Genomic DNA, 23,112 nt, shown 5'->3' on the forward strand with positions numbered 1-23,112 from the left:
CCCCGTCGACCGGACGAGGCCAATCCCGCACGCCGCTCTTCCCCTTTGGTCAGCCCGGTGGCCACCCAAGCCCTCCGGGTAAGAGCGCATGCAGGATAAAGGCGCACCAAAAGGGTGTGGATGAAAATTCCGCAGAAAAAATGCGCAAGCCCGCAGCAGCAACGACCTGGCGGTATGAATTTGTGACGCAGGCGCAAATCCGTCCACTGGGGCGCGCAGCGCCGCCTGCTACCGCGCGGCTATCGCAGCTGCCGCGCCGGCCATCGTGGCGGCGCTGATGCGATTGGCGATACGCACCGCGCGCTCGCTCCGCAGCACGCGGCGCGCCTGAAGGGCGGCGACGACCCAAGTAAGGTCGATCGCGATCAGGACGATGGCCATGGCGAGAAGCAACTCGGCCCATCCGAGAATGGTGATCGAGCCGAGATCGATGAGGCTCGGCAGGAGTGCCATGTAGAACATCATGATCTTGGGATTGCCAAGCGTCACCGCCATGCCGGCGGCGAACAGGCGGAGCGACGATTCCGCGCGTGGCATCTCACCTTCGCGGATCGCCACCGGTGCGGTCCACATCCTCCAGGCGAGCCATGCGAGATAGGCAACGCCCGCCCATTTGAGGATAAAGAAGGCAAGGTGGAAGGTCTGCGCCACGAAAGCGAGCCCGAAGACCGCCATGGTGAGCCAGATACCCTCGCCGATCCACATGGCGGCCAGAAACGGCAGCACCTCGCGGTATCCCTTCGAGATGACACGGGCGACGAGCGCGGCGATCGAAGGCCCGGGCGAGCCGGCTGCGACCAGCAACGCTCCCGCGAAAATCACCAGGGTCGCCAGTTCTATCCTATGCCTCGCCAGCAATCCGAGGACACCAGCCTATCAAAGCAACGGCCGGCACGGCAATCGTGCCGGCCGGCCGCGTGATGATTACGGACGCTGAAGCGGCTCAGGCGGCGCCGACAGCCTTGCTCTTTTCGAAGCGCTTGCGCTCGTGCGGGTCGAGATAGAGCTTGCGAAGGCGGATGGACTTCGGCGTCACTTCGACCAGCTCGTCGTCCTGGATCCAGGCCAGCGCGCGCTCCAGCGTCATGCGGATCGGCGGGGTGAGACGCACGGCCTCGTCCTTGCCGGCGGCGCGGATGTTAGTGAGCTTCTTGCCCTTCAGCACGTTTACTTCGAGGTCGTTGTCACGGCTGTGAATGCCGATGATCATGCCGGCATACACCTTGACGCCGGCGTCGATGACCATCGGCCCGCGATCCTCGAGGTTCCACATCGCGAACGCGACCGACTCGCCCTGATCGTTGGAGATCAGAACGCCGTTGGTGCGGCCCGGCAACTCGCCCTTGTAGGGCTGGTAGGAGTGGAACAGGCGGTTCATGACGGCGGTGCCGCGCGTGTCGGTCAAAAGCTCCGACTGGTAGCCGATGAGGCCGCGGGTCGGCGCGTGGAAGACAAGACGCTGACGGTCGCCACCCGACGGACGCAGTTCGACCATGTCGGCCTTGCGCTCCGACATCTTCTGCACGACGACGCCGGAATGCTCCTCGTCGACGTCGATGACGACTTCCTCGATCGGCTCGAGAAGCTGGCCGCTGTCGTCCTTCTGCATCACCACGCGCGGACGCGAGACGGCGAGCTCGAAACCCTCGCGGCGCATCGTCTCGATCAGCACGGCGAGCTGAAGCTCACCACGGCCCGAAACGTAGAACGAATCCTTGTCGGCCGATTCCTCGATCTTGAGCGCGACGTTGCCCTCGGCTTCCTTGAGCAGGCGGTCGCGGATCACGCGCGAGGTGACCTTGTCGCCTTCGGTGCCGGCCAGCGGTGAATCGTTGACGATGAAGGACATGGTGACGGTCGGCGGATCGATCGGCTGCGCCTGCATCGGCTCGCTGATCGACGGGTCGCAGAAGGTGTCGGCGACGGTGCCCTTCGACAGGCCTGCGATGGCGACGATGTCGCCTGCCTGCGCTTCCTCGATCGGCTGGCGCTCGAGGCCACGGAAGGCGAGGATCTTGGAGACGCGGCCGTTTTCCAGCAGCGAGCCGTCATGGTGCAGCACCTTGACCGCCTGGTTCGGCTTCAGCGTACCCGACGCGATGCGGCCGGTAATGATGCGGCCGAGGAACGGGTTGGCTTCGAGGATCGTGCCGATCATGCGGAACGGGCCGGGCTCGACGGTGGGCTCCGGCACGTGCTTCAGCACGAGATCGAACAGCGGCGCCAGGCGCTGCTCCTTGGGGCCTTCGGGGCTTTCGGCCATCCAGCCATCGCGGCCGGAACCGTAGAGGATCGGGAAGTCGAGCTGCTCGTCGGTCGCGTCGAGCGCTGCGAAGAGGTCGAACACTTCGTTGATGACCTCGTCGGCGCGCGCGTCCGGCCGGTCGATCTTGTTGATGGCGACGATGGGGCGAAGGCCGACCTTAAGCGCCTTGCCGACCACGAACTTGGTCTGCGGCATCGGGCCTTCGGCGGCATCGACGAGGACGATTGCGCCGTCCACCATCGACAGGATGCGCTCGACCTCACCGCCGAAATCGGCGTGGCCCGGCGTGTCGACGATGTTGATGCGGGTGTCCTTCCAGTCGACCGAGGTCGCCTTGGCGAGGATGGTGATGCCGCGCTCCTTTTCGAGATCGTTGGAATCCATCGCGCGCTCCTGCACGCGCTGGTTTTCGCGGAACGAGCCCGACTGCTTGAGAAGCTCGTCTACGAGCGTCGTTTTGCCATGGTCGACGTGCGCGATGATCGCGATGTTCCGCAGTTTCATATGTCTCTCGGGAGTTATGGCCGACGCACGCAGGCGCGGGCAATCTTCGGTTGGCGCGCTCATACAGCTTTTTTCGCAATTGCGAAAGGGGGCAGGGCTCAGCGCTTGCGCGCGTAGGCGGCGAGCCCCTCGACCAGATGATCGAACATCAGCCGCACGCGGCGCGTGTCGCGCAGATCCTCGTGCATAGCCACCCACATCTCGTAGCCGAACTCGGCGGTCTCGGGCAGCACGGGCACGAGGTCGGGATCGTCGGCCGCAAGGCCGAGGTGACAGGCGCCGATGCCGAACCCGGCCTTCACCGCCATGAGCTGAGCCACGTCGCTGTCGCAGCGCAGCGCGAACATGTCGCGCGACAGAGGCCGGCCGGCGATGGAGACACCGTCCAGCAGCGCTTCGTCGCGGTCGATACCCACGATCGGATGGGAGCCGAGATCCTCAACCCGCTGCGGCAGGCCGTGCCGGGCCGCATAGTCGCGGTGCGCGAAGAGGCCGATGCGCGCCGCTCCCACATGCCGGGCCACGATGGCTTCCTGCTGCGGACGCATCATGCGCACGGCGATGTCGGCGTCGCGCCGCAGCAGGTTCTCGTTGCGGTTGGACAGCGCCAGCTCGATCTCTATGGCAGGATGCGCCTCGCGAAACGCGGACAGCATCGGCGGCAGCACGAGAGTGCCGACGATCTCGCTCGCAGTCAGCCGCACCGTGCCGCGCGCCTCGCCGCGTTCGCCCGACGCGGTGCGCACCAGATTGTCGGCGGCGGTCGCCATGGCCTGCGCCTGAGGCACCAGCGACAATGCGAGCTGGGTGGGAATGAGACCATTACGGGAGCGGGTGAACAGCCTGGCGCCGGTGGCGGCCTCCAGCGCGTCGATGTGACGGCCGACGGTCGGCTGTGTGAGCTGCAACGCGCGGGCTGCACCCGACAGGCTGCCATCCTCGATAACGGCGAGGAAGGTTCGCCAATGCTCCCAGTTTTGTGCAATCTGCTTCATCTATTTTTGTATATCATCGCCAATTATTTCGTCAATTTTCGTTCCAGTGACGAGAACCTATCTCTGTGTCATCGAACGACGCCCGAAACGGAGAGCCGCCATGAACATCCTGCTTGCAACCGCAACCGCCACAGCCCTCGCGCTGGCCGGCGCGTTCGCTCTCGCGCCGACAAGGGAGATCGTGACCGAGGTGCAGATCGACGCAGCACCTTCGAAGGTGTGGTCGGTGCTGGCCGATCCTCAGCGCTATGCGGAATGGAACCCGTTTCTGGTGGATATGGAGGGCGAACTGGCCGAGGGCGCCACACTGACCAACACCATGCGCCCGCAAGGCGGCAGCGAGATGACCTTCCGGCCCACGGTGCTCAAGGTCGAGCGGGACAGGGAACTGCGCTGGCTGGGCCGCCTGCTTCTGCCCCGCATCTTCGACGGCGAGCACTATTTCCTGCTGGAAGAGCGTGATGGAGGCACGCGCCTCGTCCATGGAGAGCGCTTTGGCGGCATCGGCCTCTGGCTGCTCGACGTCGAGCGGTTCCGGGCCGATTTCGAGCGCATGAACGCTGCCCTCAAGGCTAGGGTCGAAGCCTTGCCCGTCTCTGGATAGTGAACGGTCCGTTCTCAGAAACGCGCCCCGAGCGCTCTATCTGATCCTGCGCAACCGCTGCACAATGCGGTCGGAGGCGGGCAAAGCGCGCAGGGAGGAGAGAATGCAGAAGCTGCAGTCGCAGGGCGTTCACCACATCACCATCACCGGCGCTGACCGCCAGACTTCGATAGATTTCTGGGAGGGCGTGCTGGGCATGCCTTTCATCTTCGAGCAGCCGAACCTCGACCGCGCCAGTGAAAGCCATCTCTATTTCGACCCCGGCGACGGTCGGCTCATCACCATCTTCACCGACGAAGAGCGCAGGCCCGATCCACGCCGTACCCCGACTGAGCCGGGCTGCGTGCATCACATCGCCTTTTCGGTCTCGCGCGTGACGTTCCTCCAGGCCGTCTCAAGGCTGGACGAGCGCGGCATCCGCCATTCGGGCGTGAAGGATCGCGGCTTCATGGACTCGATCTATTTCACCGACCCGCTCGGCCTGCTGATCGAGCTGGCCTCATACCGCTTCGAGCCGCCGCACGGCTTCACGCACGCCGATGTCCTGATGGAAGCCCATCACATCCGCATCGAGCGGAACGACTACAACATTGCCGAGGTGCACCTGGCCGACGCCATCGAGCGTCTGGTCACGCGCTCAAAGGCCTCGCTGTCGCAGGACCGCTCTGCAAAACATCCATACTGAAAACAAGAACCCAGAGGGAGGAGAAGCCAATGGCAATGCAGCTCAACGTGCTCAAGCCCAGCGTGAACAACATGGCGGTGAGGGTTTTCGCCCGTGCCGCCGGCCTCGATTTTTCCGAGAACGATGTCTACGGCCACACGCGGTCGCCGGAATTCATGGCAAAGAACCCGGCCCACCTGACCCCGATGATCGAGGAGCCGGGCCTTCCCAAGGGCGCGCTGTGGGAAAGCTGCGCCATCATGCAGTATCTGTCCAACAAGCACGGGCTGACGCAGTTCTACCCTGCCGATCCGGCACGCCGCGCCATGATCGACAGCGCGATGTTCTACCTCGTCGGCACGCTCTATCCGCTGGTGGCGCGCGCCACCTACCCCTCGCTCAACTTCCCGCAATATCCGGGCGAGGTGGGCGCGAGCGAAGCGGACGATGCGGCCAAGAGCGCGGCATCGAAGGCAGCGACAGACGCCATCGCCGAGCCGCTGGGCGTGTTTCACAGCTTCTTCATGGACGGCAAGCCGTTCATCGGCGGCGACAGCCCTTCGATCGCCGACATCAGACTGGCCGTCACGCTCGAGTTCCTCGATGTGATCGACTACCCGCTTCCGGAATGGGCCTCGGCCTATGTGAGGCGGATGGAGGATGCGCTGGGCGACGCTTATGGCGAGCCGGCGGCCGACGTGCGCGGCTACATCGCCTATGTGAGGTCACAGGCGTAGGAACGGCACGGCTGTTGCGCGCGCGGCGGCCGGGGTAAGGGCGGGCATCGCCGCGTGCGAAGGCGGCTCCGGAGGTCATGCTCCGGGGCCGTTTTTCGATTCCGGGCGGCAATCGAAAAGAGTCTTGAAACATTCTTAACGCTTGTGCGTTAGGGATCGAATATTCGAGACGAGGCCACGATGACGCTTCCCTCCTGGGCCCTGAAACTTGCAGCAGCTTCAGTCATTCCCGCCGTGATCTTCGCGGGCGCGGCCCTGTCCGCGCCCTCGCAGCAGGTGGCCGGCACCGTCGCCGACCAGACCTACCAGAGCGGTGACGACGGGATCGATTTCGCTGCGGTTACCGGCCCGGTCGGCTCCCGCGAAGGCCGCACCCCCGCGTGCGCCGATCCGGCAAGCGGGCTGCATCCCTGCGTGAAATAGCGCTTCAGACCAGCCCGCGCTTTTCCATCATGGCTTCTGGCGACGGCATCTTGCCGCGGAACGCCTTGTAGAGATCCTCGGGGTCGCGCGTCCCGCCCGCCGCATAGATGTGTGTCCTGAGCTTCCCGGCGGTTGCGGCATCGAATACATCACCCGTTTCCTCGAAGGCCGAGAACGCGTCGGCATCCAGCACTTCCGACCACATGTAGGAATAATAGCCCGCTGAATAGCCGTCGCCCGAGAAGACGTGCAGGAAATGCGGCGTGCGGTGGCGCATCGCGATCTCGGCGGGCATGCCGAGCTTCCGCAGCGCTTCCGCCTCGAAAGCCAGTGGATCGGCGGGCGCTTTGGACCGCTTGTGATATTCCATGTCGACCAGCGCGCTGGCGGTGAACTCGACGGTGGCGAAGCCGGCATTGAAGGTGCGCGCAGCCAGCATCTTGTCGAGCAGCGACTTGGGCATCGACTCGCCGGTGCGATAGTGCAGCGCGTGCTTTTCCAGGATTTCCGGCACGGTCAGCCAGTGCTCGTAAAGCTGCGAGGGCAGCTCGACGAAATCGCGCGACACGCCGGTGCCCGAGACGGACGGCCACGTCGCCTCGCTCAGCATGCCGTGCAGGGCGTGGCCGAATTCGTGGAACAGCGTGCGCGCGTCGTCCATGGAAAGCAGCGCAGGCTGGCCCTTGGGCGGCTTGGCGAAGTTCATGACGTTGTAGACGATGGGAGACGTCACGCCGTCCAGCTTGTCGCCGACCTCCAGGGAACTCATCCATGCGCCGGAGCGCTTGGACGAGCGGTTGAAGTAATCTGCCAGGAAGGTCGCGCGATGCGAACCGTCGGCGTTCTTCACCTCGAACACCCGCACATCCTCGTGCCACGCGGCAACGCCCTTCCTTTCCTCGAAGGTGAGGCCGAACAGCCGGGTCGCGACGTCGAAACACGCGTCGATGATGCGATCGAGCTGCAGATAGGGTTTCAGCTCGGCCTCATCGAAAGCGTATTTCCGCGCCCGCAGCTTCTCCTGCCAGTAGCGCCAGTCGGAGGCCGCGATGGCCTCGTTGCTGCCCGCTTCCTGCGCGATGCGCTGCAGCTCTTCCTTGTCGGCGGCGGCCTTTTCGCGCGCCTTGTCCCACACCGGCTCCAGCAGACCCATGACGGCATCTGGCGTCTTGGCCATGGTGTCGTCGAGCTTGAGCGCAGCGAAGCTTTCGTAACCGAGCAGGGCGGCCTTTTCGGCGCGCAGCTCCAGCGTTTCCTTCACCAAAGCCGAATTGTCGGTCGCGCCGCCGTTCTGCCCGCGGCCGGTGAAGGCGCCGAACGCCTTCTCGCGCAGGTCGCGGCGCGCCGAGAATGTCAGGAAAGGCTCGATGATCGAGCGCGACAGCGTGACGGCGAAGCGCCCTTCCTGCCCGCGCGCGCTGGCGGCTTCCGCCATCGCGTCCCTGAGAAATTCCGGCAGACCGTCGAGTTCGTCGCCATCGTCGAGGAACAGCGCCCATTCGGCCTCGTCGGCCAGCACGTTCTGGCCGAACTGCGCGCCCAGCGACGCCAGCCGTTCGCCAATGGCGGCCAGCCGCTTCTTGCCGGCGTCGTCCAGCTTGGCGCCGGACTTGACGAAGCCCTTCCAGGTCTTCTCCAGAACCCGTTCCGTCTCGGTGTCGAGGCCGAGTGTCGCGCGCGCCGCGTAAAGCGCATCGACGCGCGCGAACAGGGCCGCGTTCATGTAGATCGCCGAGTAGTGGCGCGACATCTTCGGCGCGATCTCTCGCTCCAGCGCCTGTATCTGCGGATTGGTATGCGCGCCGGCCCTGCACCAGAACACAGCCGAGACACGGCCCAGCGCATCGCCGGCGAGTTGCAGCGCCTTCAGCGTGTTCTCGACGGTGGCCGGCGCGGGATCGTTGGCGATCGCCTCGATTTCCTTTTCGTGCACCGCCAGTGAGGCATCGAAGACAGGAGAAAACTGATCGTCGGCAATGGCCGTGAAATCGGGAAGGCCGAGCGGCCCCGTCCAGCGCGTCAGCGGGTGGGAAGCAAGGTCGATGGCAGCGTCGGACATGGAAACTCCGGGAATGGTCGGCCGTGAAGGGCGAAGGAAGGGTCGATGGAGATTTAGGGGTGCTGCAGGCCCGGCGCAACCGCCCGCCTTGACGATGGCGCAGGGCAGCAATAAGTAGGAGAGATAATAAGGATTACTTACGAATGCCTGCAAGGTTCGATCCCGACGCGATCGGCTTCCTCATCACCGATGTCGCGCGCCTGCTGCGAGCCGAGTTCGACCGCCGCACCAGCAATGCAGGGCTTGGCCTGACACCCGGCGAGGCGCGCACGCTGGTCAACGCCGCGCGAGCCGTCTCCGTCAGGCAGGCGGTACTGGCCGAGCGCATGGGCGTGGAGGCGATGACGCTTTCGGCCTATCTCGACCGGCTGGAAGCACGCGGGCTGATACGTCGCACAATCGACCCGACCGACCGTCGGGCCAAGCTGGTGGAGGTCACCGAAGACGCGCAGCCGGTGCTCGAGGCCGTGTCGAGGATCGGAACGGAACTGCGCACCGACATCTCGGCTTCGCTGCCGCCGGAGCGCATCGAGGAAATCCGCGAAGGCCTCAAGCAGATGCGCGTGACGCTCGTTTCGATGCGCCCCGAATGCAAGGGGGGCTCGTCGTCGTGAACATGCGCCCTTTGCCCCCGGCCGCTCCTGAACCCTTGATGAGCGAACGCAAGGTTGGACTGATCGGCGCGCTGCTCGTCGCCATCGGCCCGATCTCCATGGCGCTGTTCACGCCTGCGATGCCTGAGATCGTGCGCGCCTTCGGCACCACAGACGCTGCCGTGAAGATGACGTTGTCGCTTTACTTCGCCGGCTTCGCCATCGCGCAGCTCGTCTGCGGCCCGCTCTCGGACGGGTTCGGGCGCAAGCCGATCGCGCAGGCCTTCATGGTCATCTATCTGGTCGCCAGCACGCTGGCGCTGTTTGCGCCCAGCATCGAGTTCCTCATCGCTGCACGCTTCCTGCAAGGGGTAGGCGCAGCGGTCGGCGTCGCCATATCGCGCGCCATCGTGCGCGACCTGTTCACCAACGAGCGCTCGGCGCGCATCATGAACCTGATCGGCCTCATCCTCGGTATCGGGCCGGCCTTCGCGCCGACGATCGGCGGCTTCACGATGGAGATTTTCGGCTGGCACGCGATTTTCGCGCTGATGGTGGTGTTCGGCCTCGTCATCGTGGGGGTGGTGCATTTCCTGCTTGTGGAGACCGTGCATCGCGACCTGTCGCGCATTCGCCCGGCCGCCTTGGTGCGCTCCTACGGGCAGCTTCTGCGCAGCGGCTATTTCATGTCTTCGGGCCTGGCATTGGGCGGCGCCATCGGCGCCTTCTACACGCTGGCGGTCGTGCTGCCCTTCATCCTGATGAACCGTGTCGGCCTATCCCCGACCGAGTTCGGTTTGGGGATGCTGATGCAGTCGGGCGCGTTCTTCCTCGGTTCGCTCGTCGTGCGCCGCAGCATGGCGATCTACGGCGCATACCGCATCATGCCCGTCGGCCTCGTCTTCATCGCCGCGGGCAGCCTGGCGCTGGCGGTGCTGCTGCGCATCCACGAGCCGACATTCCTGACCGTCATGGGTCCGGTGGCGCTCTACGCTTTCGGCGCGGCCTTTATCCTGCCGGCGATGTCGACGGCCTCGCTCGCGCCATTCCCGCATATTGCGGGAGCGGCGGCCGCGCTGGGCGGCTTCCTGCAGATGGGTGGCGGCCTGGTGGGCGGACTGATCGCGGGGCTGTTCCCCGATCCGGTGACGGCGATCGCCACCGTCGTGCCGGGCCTCGGGCTCATGTCGCTCGTGTGCTGGGCATGGTGGCGCAGCCTGCCCGAGCCCGCGCTCGCCAGTGTCGTCATCGCACGCAACCCGGAAGCCGCGACCCCACCTGCGGAGTAGAGCGTCAGTCGGTTTCCGGCCGCTCGAAATCGCCGGTCTGCGGGTTCATAGCCCAAAGCTCGCCGCTCGAGATGTCGAACCACGCCCCGTGCAGCGAAAGCCTTCCCTTACCTTCCAGAATGGAAACGCAGGGGAAGGAGCGCAGGTTCGCCAGCGAATAGCGGATGGAGATGCGCTCCAGCGCGGTCTGGCGCTCGGACTGCGTCATCATCTCGTTGCCGGCGACGGCTTCGGCCGCAGGTGCGACGAGCCCCATCCATTTGCCGATGAAATCGCCCGGCGAGAGCGGCGCGGCTGACGGATCGAGCGCGGCACGAATGCCCCCGCACCGTCCGTGACCCAGCACGACGATATGCTTCACCTTGAGGCTCTGCACCGCGAACTCCAGCGCGGCGGATGTGGAGTGATGCTTGCCGTCGGGCGCATAGGGCGGCACCAGATTGGCGACGTTGCGAACCACGAACAGTTCGCCTGGTCCGCAGTCGAAGATCGTTTCGGGCGCCGCGCGCGAATCGCAGCACGCGATCACCATGGTTTCGGGGGTCTGGCCGTCCTTGGCCAGCGCGCGGTAGCGGTCGCGCTCGGTGGCATACCGGCCATCCATGAATGCGCGATAGCCGTTTATCAGTCTTTCGGGCAAATGGGTCATGGCACTGCCACTAATGCCAAATCGCGGCGCGCGCAATCGGGCAGTTCAGGTCCAGATCGCCATCGGTACGCCGCGTCCGTCCGTCAATGGCGGATCGGGGAACGGCATCGCCTCGCCGCGTGCATAACGTTGTGCCACCAGAAGCATCGCGCAGGCGTCGAGAAGATCGTCCTGCGCCGCCCCGCGCGGCGGCGCCGCGGCGACGAACCCTGCAGGCAGCCCGCACAGCGCCAACAGCGCACACCGCTCTTCCATGCCGGGTGGGTTCACCATCCCCTTGATCTTCTTGGCAAGCGCCATCGCGCGCTGCCCGTTGAGCCGCCAGAAGGCCGCCTCGGGATGCGATTCGATGACCCGGTAGTGAAGGTCCGGCCGCGTCACCATCAGCGCGTCGATCTCCCTGATCTTTGAAAAGATACCGAAGGCCTGGATCGAGATGCCGCGCGGCGGATCTGACGTCTGGCGCGCCACGTCGCTTGCACGGCGATGCGCCGCGTACCATTCCTCCACCGAGGCGAACGGCCCCGGCTCGGCATGGACCGCCGCCCGCGACGGGATGGAGAACACGCTCGACTGCCGAGCGCCGAGATGCCGGCGCACGAGCGTCTCAGGCCCGCGCCCGCCTGGACCGGCCCGGTCGGGCAGCCCGATAGGCATGTCGACGGCGATCACCGCGTCGCCGGGCAGGGCCTCGAGCAGATCGGCGAACGAGGGAAACACACGCGCTTGCGGCAGTTCGCCCGGCAGGCTGGACACGGCTACCCAGCCTCCCTTGCAGCCATCGACGCCGGCGCAGGCGGTCATGCCCGCCTTTCACCGCCGGGATGGGCGAGACGGCGCATCTGCACCATCGCCATCGGATGGGCGAGGCTTTGCGCGTCGGTTTCCAGCATCAGCTCGTTGGAGCCGCGCTTGACCGCGCGCGCCAGCACCTCGAACACCGCGGCGGCCGTCATCTGCAATGCCTTTTCCGCGCTTCGGCCCTCCATCAGGCGGGCGAGGAAAAGCGCGGAAGCAAGGTCGCCCGTCCCGTTGGGCGGCTTGGGAACCATGCGGTGCTCGGCCAGCACGGCCTCGCGCGGCGTCACCAGCAAATTGCCGATGGAGCCCGCCATCATCGCGTGCGCCGAGGTGACAAGCATGGTCGATGGCCCCAGCGCGACCGCGGCCTGCGCCACGGCGCGATTGTCGGCCAGCGTTGCGCCTGCCAGCCATTCGAGCTCGTAGCGGTTGGGCGTGGCGATATCTGCCAGCGGCAAAAGCAGGTCGCGCATCGCTTCCGCCGTTGCCGGCGGCACATAGAGCCCACCCGCGTCGCCCATCACCGGATCGCAGAGGTAGGTGGCCGCCGGATTGCGGGCCTTGACCGCCCGCACCAGGGAGGCGACCGAATCGGCCTGTGCCGCATTGCCGAGATAGCCGGAGAGGACCGCGCCAACCTCGCCCAGCCACGGTGAGGATTCCAGATCCTGCATAAGGGCGGCGAATTGATCCGCGTCCGGAACGACCCGGGTCGCAGGGCCGTGTCCGGGATGCCATGGCAGGACGATTGTGGGAACGGCCCAGACGGGAAATCCCAGCTGCTCCAGCGCGAAGACCGCAGCCCTGTTGCCCACCGTGCCACGCGCGACATGGCTGGAGACGACGATGACGGCGCGCGGAGCCGCCTGATCCTCTGTCGACATGTTTTTCAGCCACCCGCCGCGAAGTCGATCAGCCACCACAGAAGATAGATCAGCAGAGCCAGCCCGAGCCAGCGACCGATCCGGGTGCCCCAGAGCTCGGCCCAGTCGTTCTCGTCGGCATCGCGCCCGGTCATGTGGTTCTGGACGCGCCGCGTCATCGACGCCTCGCTCTCGGCGTCCACGCGCCCGATGATGCGCCGCGATTCGGTTTTTCTGTCGTCGTCCCGGCTCATGGATCGGCCTCTTTCGGTCGGCACGAGATTAGACGCCGGGGGCCCCCGGGCACAAGCGGGCCTTTGCGATACATCATTCACGCCGGGCGCGAATATGGCTAAGTTCACGCCGAGCCAAACCTCCTCCGGGGACCAGACCATGACCACTCGCGCCATGTCCTTCACGATGCCGCGCTCCGCGCTGTCGGTGCTTTTTCTCGCACTGATGCTGCCGCTGCTGTCGGCCTGCGGCTTCAACACCATCCCCACCAACGAGGAACGCGCAAAGGCCGCCTGGAGCGAGGTTCTCAACCAGTATCAGCGACGCGCCGACCTGATACCGAATCTCGTCGAGACCGTACGGGGCTACGCCTCGCACGAGCGCGAGGTGCTGGAAGCTGTGGTGCAGGCGCGAGCGCAGGCAACGCAGGTGCAGATCTCGCCCGAACTGCTGCAGGACCCGGCAGCCTTCGAGGCGTTCCAGCAAAGCCAGTCGCAATTGACCGGCGCGCTGTCGCGGCTGCTGGCGGTGGTCGAGAACTATCCGGACCTCAAGGCGAACCAGAATTTCCTGGCGCTGCAGGCGCAGCTCGAGGGCACGGAGAACCGCATTGCCGTCGCGCGCCGCGACTACATCGAGGCCGTTCGCGTCTACAACACCTCGCTGCGCACCTTCCCGTCGCTGATCTGGGCCAAGCTGTGGTTCACCGACGCCCAGCCTTTCCAGAATTTCACCGTTTCGGAAGATCGCATGGAGGTGCCGCAGGTCGATTTCGGCACCGACAACTAGCAAAGCAGCACCATGCGCAACCTGCGTCTTCCGGCGATCCTGCTTCTCCTGCTGGTCGCTTGCCTTCCGGCTTTCGCCCAATCGCTGCCGGCGCTGACGGGTCGCGTGGTCGACAATGCAGGCATGATCGACGACCAGGCCGAGCGGTCGCTGACGGCAACCCTGGAAGCATTCGAGCGGAAATCTTCGGACCAGATCGTCGTTGCCACGATACCCTCGCTTTCGGGCGAGGCGATCGAACCCTACGCAAACCGCCTGTTCCGCCACTGGCAGCTCGGTCAGGCCGGCGAGAACAACGGCGTTCTCCTGCTGGTCGCACGAGACGAACGGCGCATGCGCATCGAGGTCGGCTACGGGCTCGAAGGCACCCTCACCGACTTGCATTCCAGGCTCATCATCGAGAACACGATGGTGCCGGCATTCCGCGCCGGAGACTTCACCGGCGGCATCGTCCGGGCGGTGGACGATATCGTTCTGGTTCTGGAAGGCCAGGGAGAGGAGTTGCAAGCGCGCGCCGAACGCAACCGGCAGGCAGAAGATGCGATTCCATGGTTCGTCATCGTCTTCATCGCGATCTGGGCGGTGCTGTTCTTCGGTTCCTTTGGCTTCGCGCTTCTGGCGCCCGTCTTCGGACGAAAACTTGGTCCGCGACGCTACAAATGGCTGGGCATGGAGATCAGCTACAACAATACCTCCTCGGGCGGATATTCCAGCGGCTCGTCCCGCTCCAGCTCTGGCTGGTCCTCGGGCGGTGGCGGCTTTTCGGGCGGTGGAGGCTCGTCTGGCGGCGGCGGCGCGTCGGGAAGCTGGTAAGAGGGGCAGGGATGGCAAGACCGCTGACACCGCAGGAGCATCAGGCGCTCGCCGACCGCATCAGGGCGGCGGAGGCACACACGCGCGGCGAGATTTACTGCGTCGTCGCGCGTGCCAGCGACGGTTACATCTATCCCGCGGCCTTCATGCTGGCCGTGGGTCTGGCAGTCGCGAGCATACCCGTCGCGTTCTGGCTGGATCGCAGCTGGCTCGGCGTGAGCCATCTGAGCTTCGCCCTGCTGCAGGCAGCCGCGCTTGCCCTGGCGTTCGCAGTGGTGTGGGCACTGCCGGCCAGGCTGCGCATCCTTCTGGTGCCCCGCCGCCTGCGCTATCGCCGCGCCCACGACAACGCGGTGGCGCAGTTCTTCGCCCATAACGTCCATACGACGGAACTGCGCACCGGCGTGCTGATTTTCGTTTCGCTTGCGGAACGGTACGCCGAGGTCGTGGCCGACTCGGGCATCAACGCGAAGGTCGCGCAGGGTGAATGGAACGGCATCGTCCACCGTGTCGTTGCCGCTGCGGCCGCAGACCGGCTGCCGGAAGGGCTCGGCGACGCCATCGACAAGGCCGGCGCGCTGCTGGCCGCGCATTTCCCGGGCGGCACAAGAAACCCGAATGAACTGGACGACCACGTCGTCGAAATCTGACCTCAAGGCGGGCAACTGTCTGTGAGGAACCGCAACGGGCCTCACAGGACTCTTGCCGCCCGAGTCTTTTCGGGTTTATCCTTAACAAATCATGAACACGCTGACGATCGACATCAGACGGGCGGAACCACAGGACGCGGACGCGATCGCCGACGTGCACCATGAGGCATGGCAAGGCGCCTATGCCGGCATCATCCCATACAAGGCGCTGATGACGATGATACACCGGCGCGGTGCGCGCTGGTGGGACAACGCGATTCGCCGTGCCGCCAGCGTGCTGGTGGTCGAGATCGACGGCGACGTCGTCGGCTACGCGACGCTGGGCCGCAACCGCGCGCGCGAGCTGCCCCAGCAGGGCGAGATCTACGAGCTTTACCTGAAGCCCGAATATCAGGGCGTCGGCCTCGGCTCGCGGCTGTTTGCAGCAGCGCGTGAAAAACTGTCGTCCCATGGCCTTTCCGGGCTCGTGGTCTGGGCGCTCGAGGAAAACGACAACGCGCTTGGCTTCTACGCCGGCGCCGGCGGCCGCGATGTCGCCGAAGGCGTCGAGGTGTTCGACCAGAAGGCGCTGCGCAAGGTCGCCTTCGTCTGGGACTGACCTCGCTTCCGCTTATTGCTGCATTGCAATAACGGCCCGCCCGGTATATCGGCTCACCCGAGAAACCCGGACGCCCTCGCCTATCCGCAGCCAGGATTTCGCACAGGCGCTTCCCAGCATCAGGAACGGAGCCCCATGCGCATCGACGCCATCTCCATCGGCAACAACCCGCCCGAAGACGTCAACGTCATCATCGAAGTGCCGGTCGGCGGCCAGCCGATCAAGTACGAGATGGACAAGGAGGCCGGCACGCTGGTCGTGGACCGGTTCCTCTACACGCCGATGACCTATCCGGGAAATTACGGCTTCGTGCCGCACACGCTGTCCGAGGACGGCGATCCCATCGACGTTCTGGTGTGCAATACGCGGCCGCTGCTTCCCGGTTGCGTCATCAATGTGCGCCCCATTGGCGTTCTGGTGATGGAAGACAATGCCGGCAAGGACGAGAAGATCATCGCCGTGCCGGTGCCGAAGCTGACGCGCCGCTACGAGAACGTGTTCAACCACACAGACCTGCCCGAGATCACGCTCCAGCAGATCGAGCACTTCTTCGAGCACTACAAGGATCTCGAGCCCGGCAAGTGGGTGAAAATCGGCGACTGGCGCGATGCCGATGCCGCCCGCAAGATGATCGTCGAGGCGATCGACCGCGCGAAGAAGGGCTGATTCGAGGAATCAATAGTCGCCCCGACTGAGCGAGGGCACGGGCACGCTGCCCGCCTCGATGGGCGGCTGGTCGCCACAGACGAAGCCCCGCGCCTGATTGTCGGCAATCGCGCGGGCTTTTTCGTTGGCTCCGGCGTTGCCGGTCGCCACGACATAACCGACCGCGCAGCCGTCGCGCTCGTGAAGCTGCCCCACCTTCTCGACCACCAGAACCTCGATCTTCTCGTCCCCGCCGTCGGGATCGCTGACGAACCAGCGATGGATCGTGGCAAACGGTGTCTCGCGCGCGCCGTCTTTCTCGATGCGCCATTCGATGCGCGGCCCGAACGAATTGAAGGCGTCGAAGCTTTCCCAGACCGGCGCGAGATCGCCTGCCGGCGGGAAGCCGTAGAACACCGAATCGCGCGCGTCGGCGTAGTAGACGATCACCGGATAGCCCTTGTATCCGGAGCAGGCGAGATTGGCCCAGTCACCGTCGCCTTCCTGCGCGGCTGCGAAGACGGAACAGTCCGCCTCGGTGTCGATGTCCGTATAGGCGCTGACGATTTCCTGGGCCTGCACGCTCATGGCCGTCATACACAGGACGAAGACTGCAACTGGCACGCGCATGGGTCACCTCCGGGCCGGACGACCCGAGGCTAGCCCGCGTTCAAGCAGCGTTCCACCGAAATCACGAAAGCAGCGCCGGCGCGATCGTGGTGAGGATCAGCTGACGCACGAAGAAGATGAGCAGCAGCAGGATGATCGGCGAGATGTCGATGCCGCCCAGATCCGGCATGACACGGCGGATCGGACGTAGCGCCGGCTCGGTGATGCGATAGAGGAAATTGCCGATCGTCCCGACGAACTGGTTGCGCGGGTTGACGACGTTGAAGGCATAGAGCCACGAGAAGATTGCGGACGCGATGATGATCCACCAGTAAAGATCGAGCGCGAGCACGATGGTCTGGATAAGCGCGAGCATGCCGGTCTCCCCGTTTGACCCGCGACATGTAGCCATTGGTTGATGGACGGGCAAGTGGCGAAGGCGAAAGGCGGGCAAGCATACCGCCGCAGGTCTTCTGCGCGGAACGCTCGTCACGCAGGGCGCGTGGCGCTTGACAGGCGCGCGCCCGCGCTCGTAAATGCCGGCCATCCGCTGGACGGGGCCGTAGCTCAGCTGGGAGAGCGCGTCGTTCGCAATGACGAGGTCAGGGGTTCGATCCCCCTCGGCTCCACCAACGGGAAAGGCGGCCCACAGACCGCCTCATTTTCTCCGACCAGACATTTGGCCGCCGTCAGTGCGCCTCAAGCGGGTGCGCAGTCATGCCCTGAAATTCGCGTTGGCTGCAAAGGTCGGCCGGAAGCCGCCGCGCATCGCGCCGCGTCGGGCGGGCGCGGGCAGCATGTCCCTAGCAAGGATGCCCGATGCGCGCGCAAACGCGATGAAGGCGCGCTGGGCTTCCTGGGTGCTGTCGGGCGCTACCGTGGCTGCCAGACATGCGCTGACGGCGCTGTCGTAGACGCGGCCGCTCTGGCGTGGCCATGCAAGCAGTATCTCGAGCGCCTCCTCGGCGCTGTAGACTTCACGGATATCTTCGTCCTCCTTCATGAGAAGGCGCACGGGCAGGCGAAACTGTGCCGCATCCATTCTTGCTGTCCCTGTTGGATTTGTTGTTGTTTTCCCCAGAACGCATGGCTGCTGCCGAGGTTGCATGACGGCGCGGCGATATCGGCGCAATTCTGGCCGCTCGGTTGGCAAGCAGGTGTCGTGCTTGCTACGGTTCGCAGGCGGGGCGGAAATCGAGGAGGAAAATGACATGCGATGGCTACCCCGCTACGGATTGACGGTCGCGATCGCGACCATGTGGCTCGCCGTTCCAGCGACAGCGCAGGAGGCGATCCAGCCGGAGGCGACGACAGCCGTCGCCGAGCGCACATCCGTCAGGGCGCAGGATTTCATGGTCGCGAGCGCACACCCGCTCGCCACGCGCGCCGGCTACGCCGTGCTGGAGGCGGGCGGCTCCGCAGCCGACGCGGCAATCGCCGTCCAGGCCATGCTCGGACTTGTCGAGCCGCAAAGCTCGGGCCTCGGCGGCGGCGCTTTCGTACTGCACTGGGATGCGGCACTAGGCGAACTCACCACCTACGACGCCCGGGAGACCGCGCCGCTGGCCGCCGACCAGGACTACTGGCTGGGCGAGGACGGCGAGCCGATCGCCTTCATGCAGGCTGTGATCGGCGGTCGCTCGGCAGGCGTGCCCGGCACCCCGATGCTGATGGAGGTGCTGCACCGCAGGTATGGTCGCCTGCCCTGGGCGGGGCTGCTGCAACCGGCGATCGACACGGCCGAGCAGGGTTTCGAGGTTTCGCAGCGGCTGGCCGACGCGATACCGGCCGCAGACGGGCTCGACCGGTTCGAACCCGCCCGCAGCTATTTCTTCAACGATGACGGGTCGCCGCTTGCCGAGGGCGCTGCGCTGCGCAACCCGGATTATGCGCGTACGCTGCGGCTGATGGCCGATCAGGGCGCCGCACCTTTCTATGGCGGGCAGATCGCGCGCGACATCGTCGCGGCGCTCAAGACGGATGAGAACCCCGGCATTCTCACGATGGAGGACTTCGAGGGTTACGAGGTGGTGCAGCGTGCGGCCGTCTGTATCGACTACAGGGGGTACGACGTGTGCGGCATGGGCCCGCCCAGTTCCGGCGGGCTGACCGTCGGCCAGATGCTGGGCATGCTGGAATCGTTCGACCTGCCCGGCATGGGCGAAGGCATGCAGGCCCGGCATCTCTTCCTCGAAGCCTCGCGGCTGGCCTTTGCCGATCGTGCCCGCTACATGGCCGACGCCGACTTCGTGGAGATGCCGGAAGGCCTGCTCGACCGGACCTATCTGCAGGAACGCGCCAAGCTTATCAGCCCGGATACGTCCATGGGCACAGCCGCCGCCGGAGACCCGCCCTGGGACGAGACGCGCAATTATGCGCCCGATGTCGAGCGTCCGCGCCACGGCACCTCGCACTTCGTCATCGTCGACGGCTACGGCAATGCGGTCTCAGCCACCACGACGATCGAAAGTGGCTTCGGCAGCCGGGCGATGACGGGCGGGTTCCTGCTTAACAACGAGCTGACCGATTTCTCGTTCGCGCCGCAGGCCGATGGCAATCCCGTCGCCAACCGGGTCGAGCCGGGCAAGCGCCCGCGCTCGTCCATGGCCCCGACCATCGTGCTGCGCGACGACCGGCCAGTGCTCCTGACAGGCAGCCCCGGCGGCGCGAACATCATCGACTATGTCGCGCTTTCACTGGTGGCGCTGCTGGACTGGGAGATGGACCCTCAGGAGGCGATAGACCTGCCGCACATGGTCAATCTCAACGGACCGACACGGGTGGAGGAAGGCGAGGGCGCAGAGGAAATGGCCGATACGCTGCGCGAACTTGGCCATGACGCAAGCATCGCCAACCTCAACTCCGGCCTTCATGTCATCCGCATCACGCAGGACGAACTGGTCGGTGCGGCGGACAAGCGCCGCGAAGGCCTCGTCATGGGCAGATAGCGTCGGCCTGAACCGCCCCGCCAAGTTTTTCGTATCAGAGGGAATAAAGCTCCGGACACGCCGTTTCCACCACAATGCCGGATGAAGCATTCGATGCGAACGGCAGATGAAGCCGCCAGCGAAAGGCGGCGTCAAAGGAAACGGAGAGAACAGATGACCAAGGACAACGAATATTCTGCCGTGCCCGCCGATGCTGTTGACGACGGCGCGGAAACCGTGACCAGCCGTCGCCGACTTCTGGCGCTGATGGGCCTCGCAGCCACCACCGCCTATGTCGCACCAACGCTGCTTTCGATGGATCAGGCCCACGCCTCCGGCGGATCGGGCGGTGGCCGCGGCGGCTCGGGTGGCGGCGGTGGCGGTGGCAGCCGTGGTGGATCGGGTGGTGGCGGTCGCGGCGGTGGCGGACGCGGCGGATCGGGCGGCAGGAGCCGCGGCGGCTCCGGCGGACGTTCGAATGGCGGCCGTGGGTCGGGCCGCAGGACCGGCGGGCGCCGGGCGGATACTCTTCAGGGGATGTTCCGCAGCGTGTTCCGCTAAGACGCAGATTGGCCGGGGCGGCTTACACAGCCGCCTCGGCCATTTCGCTTGAGATATGAATTGAGGCCTGCGGCGCTGCTCGTCCGCAGGATGCTGCCTGTGAGGGGACCGCCATGTTTTTGTATCTGGAGGGCCTTCCCGCCCCGATAAGACTTTGCGAACGCTCGCTTCCAGTCGCCGACGCTCTGGCTTCCGTGCTGAAAGACTGGCCGTCGCGCCTGGATAAGAGCCATGACGACCGCCCCGTCTTCATGGAAATCGAGCGGGCGAACGATGGCTTCGACATTCACCGCGTGGACGATGGCTGGCGGTCGCGGGAGACCGACGACCTCGGGGTGGTGTCCTCCACGATCATCGAGATCATCGACGGTTACGTCGCAAACGGCACCGGGCTTGGCCTGCTGCATGCGGGCTCGGCCGAGTTCGCGGGCAGGCTGTTGCTGTTTCCGGCCTCCACCCTGGCAGGCAAGAGCACGCTGATGACGCGGCTTTCGGCGGCGGGGCACAAGGTCTTTTCCGACGATCTCATACCGCTCGATCTCGCCACGGGCGAGGCCGTGGCGACCGGCTGCCTGCCGCGACCACGCCTGCCACTGCCGCCAACGGCGACGCCCGAATTTTCCGCTTTCGTGGAGAGCCATGTGCTCGCGCGCGACGAATACTGTGCCTATATCGATCCCGGCGTTGGCCGGCGAGCGGGCTTCGGCGACCGCCGGGCCATCGGGGCGGTTGTGCTGCTGCGGCGTTCGACCACGCGAGTCGCAGCGCGGATCGAGCCCGCACCTGCCGAGGACGTGCTATGGGCGCTGGTGTCACAGGACACGCGCAAGGACAGCGTCGCAGCCGACATGCTGGAAGACTATTTGCGCCTGCTTTCCGGGCTGCGGTTCTGCCAGCTGCACTATTCCGATCTGGAGGATGCGGTTCGCTGCCTCGAAGCTGAATTTGCGGGATGGCCCAGCGAAGACAAGGACGGCGCGGCCGTCCTCGAACGCGACGCCGCGCCCATTGCCGTTGGTGCGAGATATGACGACGAAAGCGGCCCGCGCTTCCAGCGTGCCGAGCATGTGGATTTCCGGGCCGTGGGCCAGGGCGGCTTTGTGGTAGACCGCCGCACGAACCGCATCCATCATCTCAATCCGACCGGCCTCGCCATCTGGCGGTTGCTGGAAGGCGCGGCAACGCAGGATTCAGTCGTGTCGGTCTTCGCTGAAGCCTTCCCCGACACACCGGCCGAAACCATCGCACACGACGTGGACACGTCGATCGGGCTGCTTCTGCAGCTTGAGCTTATTGCGGTATCGAGCGGCGAAGGCGGGAGCGAACGCTGATGCATTCGCCCGCGCCCGAAAACGAACGCCTGCCGTCAGTCCTGTTCGGCGTCGGCCGATACCGGCACGGGAACCGCGTCCGCAGGGCACAACCCGCTCGCATCGAGCAGGCCCCATCCGAAAACCGGATCCTTGCCGGGCTCACCAAGATCCTGGGCAGCAGTGGCCAGCCGCTGCTTCACCTCGGCCGGCGTCAGCTCCGGCTCGCGCGCGCGAATGAGCGCGGCGGCGGCCGTGACGAACGGGGCCGCAAAGGATGTGCCGGTCTTGGGCCGGCCACCGCTGATCGAGGCTGCCGTCCAGACCTCGACGCCGGGCGCCGCGATATCGACATGCTCGCCGCGTCCGGCGCGCCGGTAGACGCGCCTGCCGCGATCCACCGCCGTTACGCCGATGACGCCGTCGTATGCGGCCGGGTAGGCCGGGGCGGCGTTCGGCCCGCCATTACCCACCGCCGCGACCACTACGGTCGCCGCGGACGCCTTGGCGATGGCTTCGTGCAGAAGATCGTTGGCCGGTCCGGCCAGGCTCATGTTCAGAACGACGACCTGGCGGCCGAGCGCCATGTCGATGGCGCGCACCAGCGTGAAAACGTCCGAGCGGTCGTCCTGACGGGCGGCACGATGGAAGGCGTCGATGGCGATGACCTGCGCGCCGGGAAGCAGGCCGGGCGTGCGGCTTTCCGCGCCCCCGACGAGCAGCGCCGCAACCGCCGTTCCGTGCTGGAGGCCGGATTCCTCCAGCTCCCCGTCTCCAAGGCGGATCGTCTCCAGCCTGCCGCCTTCGAAGGTGGTGTGGTCGGGGTTGATGCCCGTATCGACTATGCCGATGCGCGCATCCACGCGGCAGGTCGCCTCCCCGCCGCCGGCAAGCGGCCAACCAACGAGACGCGGCGCGGCGCAATGGGGACCGCTGCAACTGCCGGCCTGTTCAGGGCGGTAGTAGTGGTTGAAGTCGACCTGCGCCCCGCCGGCGAGCCCGCGCACTTCCTCGCGCGCGGCTTCCAGCGAGGAACCGTCGGGGATGCGCAGCTTGACGACGACGGTATCGAGCGACGTCACCTCCGCCTCTTCGAGAACCGCATAGCCGTTGGCGACAAGCTGGTCGCGTGCGGCGTCGCCGAGGCCGATGGCGACGATTTCGTTCTGGGCCCTGTCGGGCAGTTCGACCGGGCGGGCGGCCGTCCTGCGGCGCGGCGCCGGCTGGCCGGTGAGGGCGCGACGCATACCACGAAAGAACCTTTGCGCCGAGGGAACGCGCAGGACGCGGTTTGGCGGGGGTCTCAGATTGTCGCCGCCGCCGTAGTAGCCCCCTCCGGAGAAGCCGCCATCATCATCGTCGTCGTCATCGTCGTCGGCGTATGCCGCCGTAATGCCGAAGAGCGGGGTAACAACGGGAGAATGCGCAGCCCAGCCCAAAGACAGCGCCACCATGAATATCAGAGGCAGTTTCAGCGACCGGTTCCGTGCCAGGTCTTCCTTCATGGTCGCAGCACTCCTTCGCCATGC

At 65.7% G+C, this 23,112-nt stretch carries 26 protein-coding genes and 1 tRNA gene; 15 read left to right on the plus strand and 12 right to left on the minus strand.

Going from position 1 to position 23,112, the window contains the following annotated elements; all coding sequences use genetic code 11:
- Positions 1 to 228: 228 nt before the first annotated feature.
- The 3 genes from FY036_RS13555 to FY036_RS13565 form a co-directional block, all read right to left on the minus strand.
- On the minus strand, positions 229 to 825 hold the full coding sequence (locus FY036_RS13555) for a LysE family translocator (RefSeq protein WP_407941187.1): 597 nt from the start codon (positions 823 to 825) through the stop codon (positions 229 to 231).
- A 118-nt stretch (positions 826 to 943) separates the two neighbouring features.
- Positions 944 to 2,770, minus strand: coding sequence for a translational GTPase TypA (gene typA / locus FY036_RS13560; RefSeq protein ID WP_148915284.1), 1,827 nt, complete (start codon positions 2,768 to 2,770; stop codon positions 944 to 946).
- A 98-nt stretch (positions 2,771 to 2,868) separates the two neighbouring features.
- The gene (locus FY036_RS13565) at positions 2,869 to 3,765 is read right to left on the minus strand and encodes a LysR family transcriptional regulator (protein ID WP_148915285.1); all 897 of its coding nucleotides are present in this window, start codon (positions 3,763 to 3,765) and stop codon (positions 2,869 to 2,871) included.
- Between the two features lie 100 nt (positions 3,766 to 3,865).
- On the opposite strand from FY036_RS13565, the gene FY036_RS13570 reads away from it, so the two are divergent.
- The 4 genes from FY036_RS13570 (at position 3,866) to FY036_RS13585 (ending at position 6,193) form a co-directional block, all read left to right on the plus strand.
- Positions 3,866 to 4,369: an SRPBCC domain-containing protein gene (locus FY036_RS13570; RefSeq protein ID WP_148915286.1), complete on the plus strand. Its 504-nt coding sequence runs from the start codon at positions 3,866 to 3,868 to the stop codon at positions 4,367 to 4,369.
- Positions 4,370 to 4,472: 103 nt separating this feature from the next.
- Complete coding sequence (locus FY036_RS13575; RefSeq protein WP_148915287.1) at positions 4,473 to 5,054, plus strand: VOC family protein; 582 nt, start codon at positions 4,473 to 4,475, stop codon at positions 5,052 to 5,054.
- Between the two features lie 29 nt (positions 5,055 to 5,083).
- Positions 5,084 to 5,770, plus strand: coding sequence for a glutathione S-transferase family protein (locus FY036_RS13580; RefSeq protein WP_148915288.1), 687 nt, complete (start codon positions 5,084 to 5,086; stop codon positions 5,768 to 5,770).
- Positions 5,771 to 5,950: 180 nt separating this feature from the next.
- Positions 5,951 to 6,193, plus strand: a complete 243-nt coding sequence (locus tag FY036_RS13585; RefSeq protein WP_148915289.1) for a hypothetical protein — start codon at positions 5,951 to 5,953, stop codon at positions 6,191 to 6,193.
- A 4-nt stretch (positions 6,194 to 6,197) separates the two neighbouring features.
- Here the strand turns inward: FY036_RS13585 and FY036_RS13590 are convergent, their stop codons facing one another.
- Positions 6,198 to 8,252 carry a M3 family metallopeptidase gene (locus FY036_RS13590; RefSeq protein WP_148915290.1) on the minus strand — a complete coding sequence of 685 codons (2,055 nt, stop codon included), beginning with the start codon at positions 8,250 to 8,252 and terminating at the stop codon, positions 6,198 to 6,200.
- A 143-nt stretch (positions 8,253 to 8,395) separates the two neighbouring features.
- Here FY036_RS13590 and FY036_RS13595 point away from each other — a divergent pair, with 143 nt between their 5' ends.
- On the plus strand, positions 8,396 to 8,866 hold the full coding sequence (locus tag FY036_RS13595; RefSeq protein ID WP_148915291.1) for a MarR family winged helix-turn-helix transcriptional regulator: 471 nt from the start codon (positions 8,396 to 8,398) through the stop codon (positions 8,864 to 8,866).
- 38 nt (positions 8,867 to 8,904) lie between these two features.
- Complete coding sequence (locus FY036_RS13600) at positions 8,905 to 10,134, plus strand: multidrug effflux MFS transporter (RefSeq protein ID WP_235897674.1); 1,230 nt, start codon at positions 8,905 to 8,907, stop codon at positions 10,132 to 10,134.
- A gap of 4 nt (positions 10,135 to 10,138) precedes the next feature.
- Here FY036_RS13600 and FY036_RS13605 read toward each other — a convergent pair whose 3' ends face one another.
- The 4 genes from FY036_RS13605 to FY036_RS13620 are packed head-to-tail and all read right to left on the minus strand — an operon-like array spanning position 10,139 to position 12,701.
- Positions 10,139 to 10,783, minus strand: coding sequence for a carbonic anhydrase (locus tag FY036_RS13605; protein WP_148915292.1), 645 nt, complete (start codon positions 10,781 to 10,783; stop codon positions 10,139 to 10,141).
- A 45-nt stretch (positions 10,784 to 10,828) separates the two neighbouring features.
- Positions 10,829 to 11,587, minus strand: a complete 759-nt coding sequence (locus FY036_RS13610) for a DUF429 domain-containing protein (RefSeq protein WP_148915293.1) — start codon at positions 11,585 to 11,587, stop codon at positions 10,829 to 10,831.
- Complete coding sequence (gene pdxY / locus FY036_RS13615; protein WP_148915294.1) at positions 11,584 to 12,468, minus strand: pyridoxal kinase PdxY; 885 nt, start codon at positions 12,466 to 12,468, stop codon at positions 11,584 to 11,586. Before pdxY ends, FY036_RS13610 begins: the two co-directional genes overlap by 4 nt.
- Positions 12,469 to 12,473: 5 nt before the next feature.
- The gene (locus FY036_RS13620) at positions 12,474 to 12,701 is read right to left on the minus strand and encodes a hypothetical protein (protein WP_148915295.1); all 228 of its coding nucleotides are present in this window, start codon (positions 12,699 to 12,701) and stop codon (positions 12,474 to 12,476) included.
- 139 nt (positions 12,702 to 12,840) lie between these two features.
- On the opposite strand from FY036_RS13620, the gene FY036_RS13625 reads away from it, so the two are divergent.
- The 5 genes from FY036_RS13625 (at position 12,841) to ppa (ending at position 16,197) form a co-directional block, all read left to right on the plus strand.
- Positions 12,841 to 13,470: a LemA family protein gene (locus FY036_RS13625; RefSeq protein ID WP_148915296.1), complete on the plus strand. Its 630-nt coding sequence runs from the start codon at positions 12,841 to 12,843 to the stop codon at positions 13,468 to 13,470.
- Positions 13,471 to 13,482: 12 nt separating this feature from the next.
- On the plus strand, positions 13,483 to 14,283 hold the full coding sequence (locus FY036_RS13630; RefSeq protein ID WP_148915297.1) for a TPM domain-containing protein: 801 nt from the start codon (positions 13,483 to 13,485) through the stop codon (positions 14,281 to 14,283).
- Between the two features lie 11 nt (positions 14,284 to 14,294).
- Positions 14,295 to 14,933 carry a TPM domain-containing protein gene (locus tag FY036_RS13635; RefSeq protein WP_148915298.1) on the plus strand — a complete coding sequence of 213 codons (639 nt, stop codon included), beginning with the start codon at positions 14,295 to 14,297 and terminating at the stop codon, positions 14,931 to 14,933.
- A 91-nt stretch (positions 14,934 to 15,024) separates the two neighbouring features.
- Positions 15,025 to 15,531 (plus strand): GNAT family N-acetyltransferase, encoded by a 507-nt coding sequence (locus FY036_RS13640; RefSeq protein WP_148915299.1) that lies wholly within the window; start codon positions 15,025 to 15,027, stop codon positions 15,529 to 15,531.
- A gap of 135 nt (positions 15,532 to 15,666) precedes the next feature.
- Complete coding sequence (gene ppa, locus FY036_RS13645; protein WP_148915300.1) at positions 15,667 to 16,197, plus strand: inorganic diphosphatase; 531 nt, start codon at positions 15,667 to 15,669, stop codon at positions 16,195 to 16,197.
- 9 nt (positions 16,198 to 16,206) lie between these two features.
- Here the strand turns inward: ppa and FY036_RS13650 are convergent, their stop codons facing one another.
- Positions 16,207 to 16,806 carry a hypothetical protein gene (locus tag FY036_RS13650; RefSeq protein ID WP_148915301.1) on the minus strand — a complete coding sequence of 200 codons (600 nt, stop codon included), beginning with the start codon at positions 16,804 to 16,806 and terminating at the stop codon, positions 16,207 to 16,209.
- Between the two features lie 61 nt (positions 16,807 to 16,867).
- Positions 16,868 to 17,161, minus strand: a complete 294-nt coding sequence (locus FY036_RS23785) for a YggT family protein (RefSeq protein WP_161601136.1) — start codon at positions 17,159 to 17,161, stop codon at positions 16,868 to 16,870.
- A 180-nt stretch (positions 17,162 to 17,341) separates the two neighbouring features.
- Between FY036_RS23785 and FY036_RS13660 the strand changes: the two genes are divergently transcribed.
- Positions 17,342 to 17,417: transfer RNA gene (locus FY036_RS13660), tRNA-Ala, on the plus strand.
- An 83-nt stretch (positions 17,418 to 17,500) separates the two neighbouring features.
- Here the strand turns inward: FY036_RS13660 and FY036_RS13665 are convergent.
- Entirely contained in the window at positions 17,501 to 17,827 is a 327-nt protein-coding gene (locus tag FY036_RS13665) for a DUF982 domain-containing protein (protein WP_161601137.1), read from the minus strand.
- Between the two features lie 169 nt (positions 17,828 to 17,996).
- Here FY036_RS13665 and ggt point away from each other — a divergent pair, with 169 nt between their 5' ends.
- The 3 genes from ggt (at position 17,997) to FY036_RS13680 (ending at position 21,604) form a co-directional block, all read left to right on the plus strand.
- Entirely contained in the window at positions 17,997 to 19,733 is a 1,737-nt protein-coding gene (gene ggt, locus FY036_RS13670) for a gamma-glutamyltransferase (protein ID WP_148915304.1), read from the plus strand.
- Positions 19,734 to 19,886: 153 nt separating this feature from the next.
- Positions 19,887 to 20,273 (plus strand): hypothetical protein, encoded by a 387-nt coding sequence (locus FY036_RS23945; RefSeq protein ID WP_201744766.1) that lies wholly within the window; start codon positions 19,887 to 19,889, stop codon positions 20,271 to 20,273.
- A gap of 113 nt (positions 20,274 to 20,386) precedes the next feature.
- Positions 20,387 to 21,604, plus strand: a complete 1,218-nt coding sequence (locus FY036_RS13680) for a PqqD family protein (protein WP_148915305.1) — start codon at positions 20,387 to 20,389, stop codon at positions 21,602 to 21,604.
- A gap of 35 nt (positions 21,605 to 21,639) precedes the next feature.
- Here the strand turns inward: FY036_RS13680 and FY036_RS13685 are convergent, their stop codons facing one another.
- On the minus strand, positions 21,640 to 23,088 hold the full coding sequence (locus FY036_RS13685; protein ID WP_148915306.1) for a S8 family serine peptidase: 1,449 nt from the start codon (positions 23,086 to 23,088) through the stop codon (positions 21,640 to 21,642).
- Positions 23,089 to 23,112 lie beyond the last annotated feature (24 nt).

Source organism: Neoaquamicrobium microcysteis, assembly GCF_008180155.1.
Classification (GTDB): Bacteria; Pseudomonadota; Alphaproteobacteria; order Rhizobiales; family Rhizobiaceae; genus Aerobium; species Aerobium microcysteis.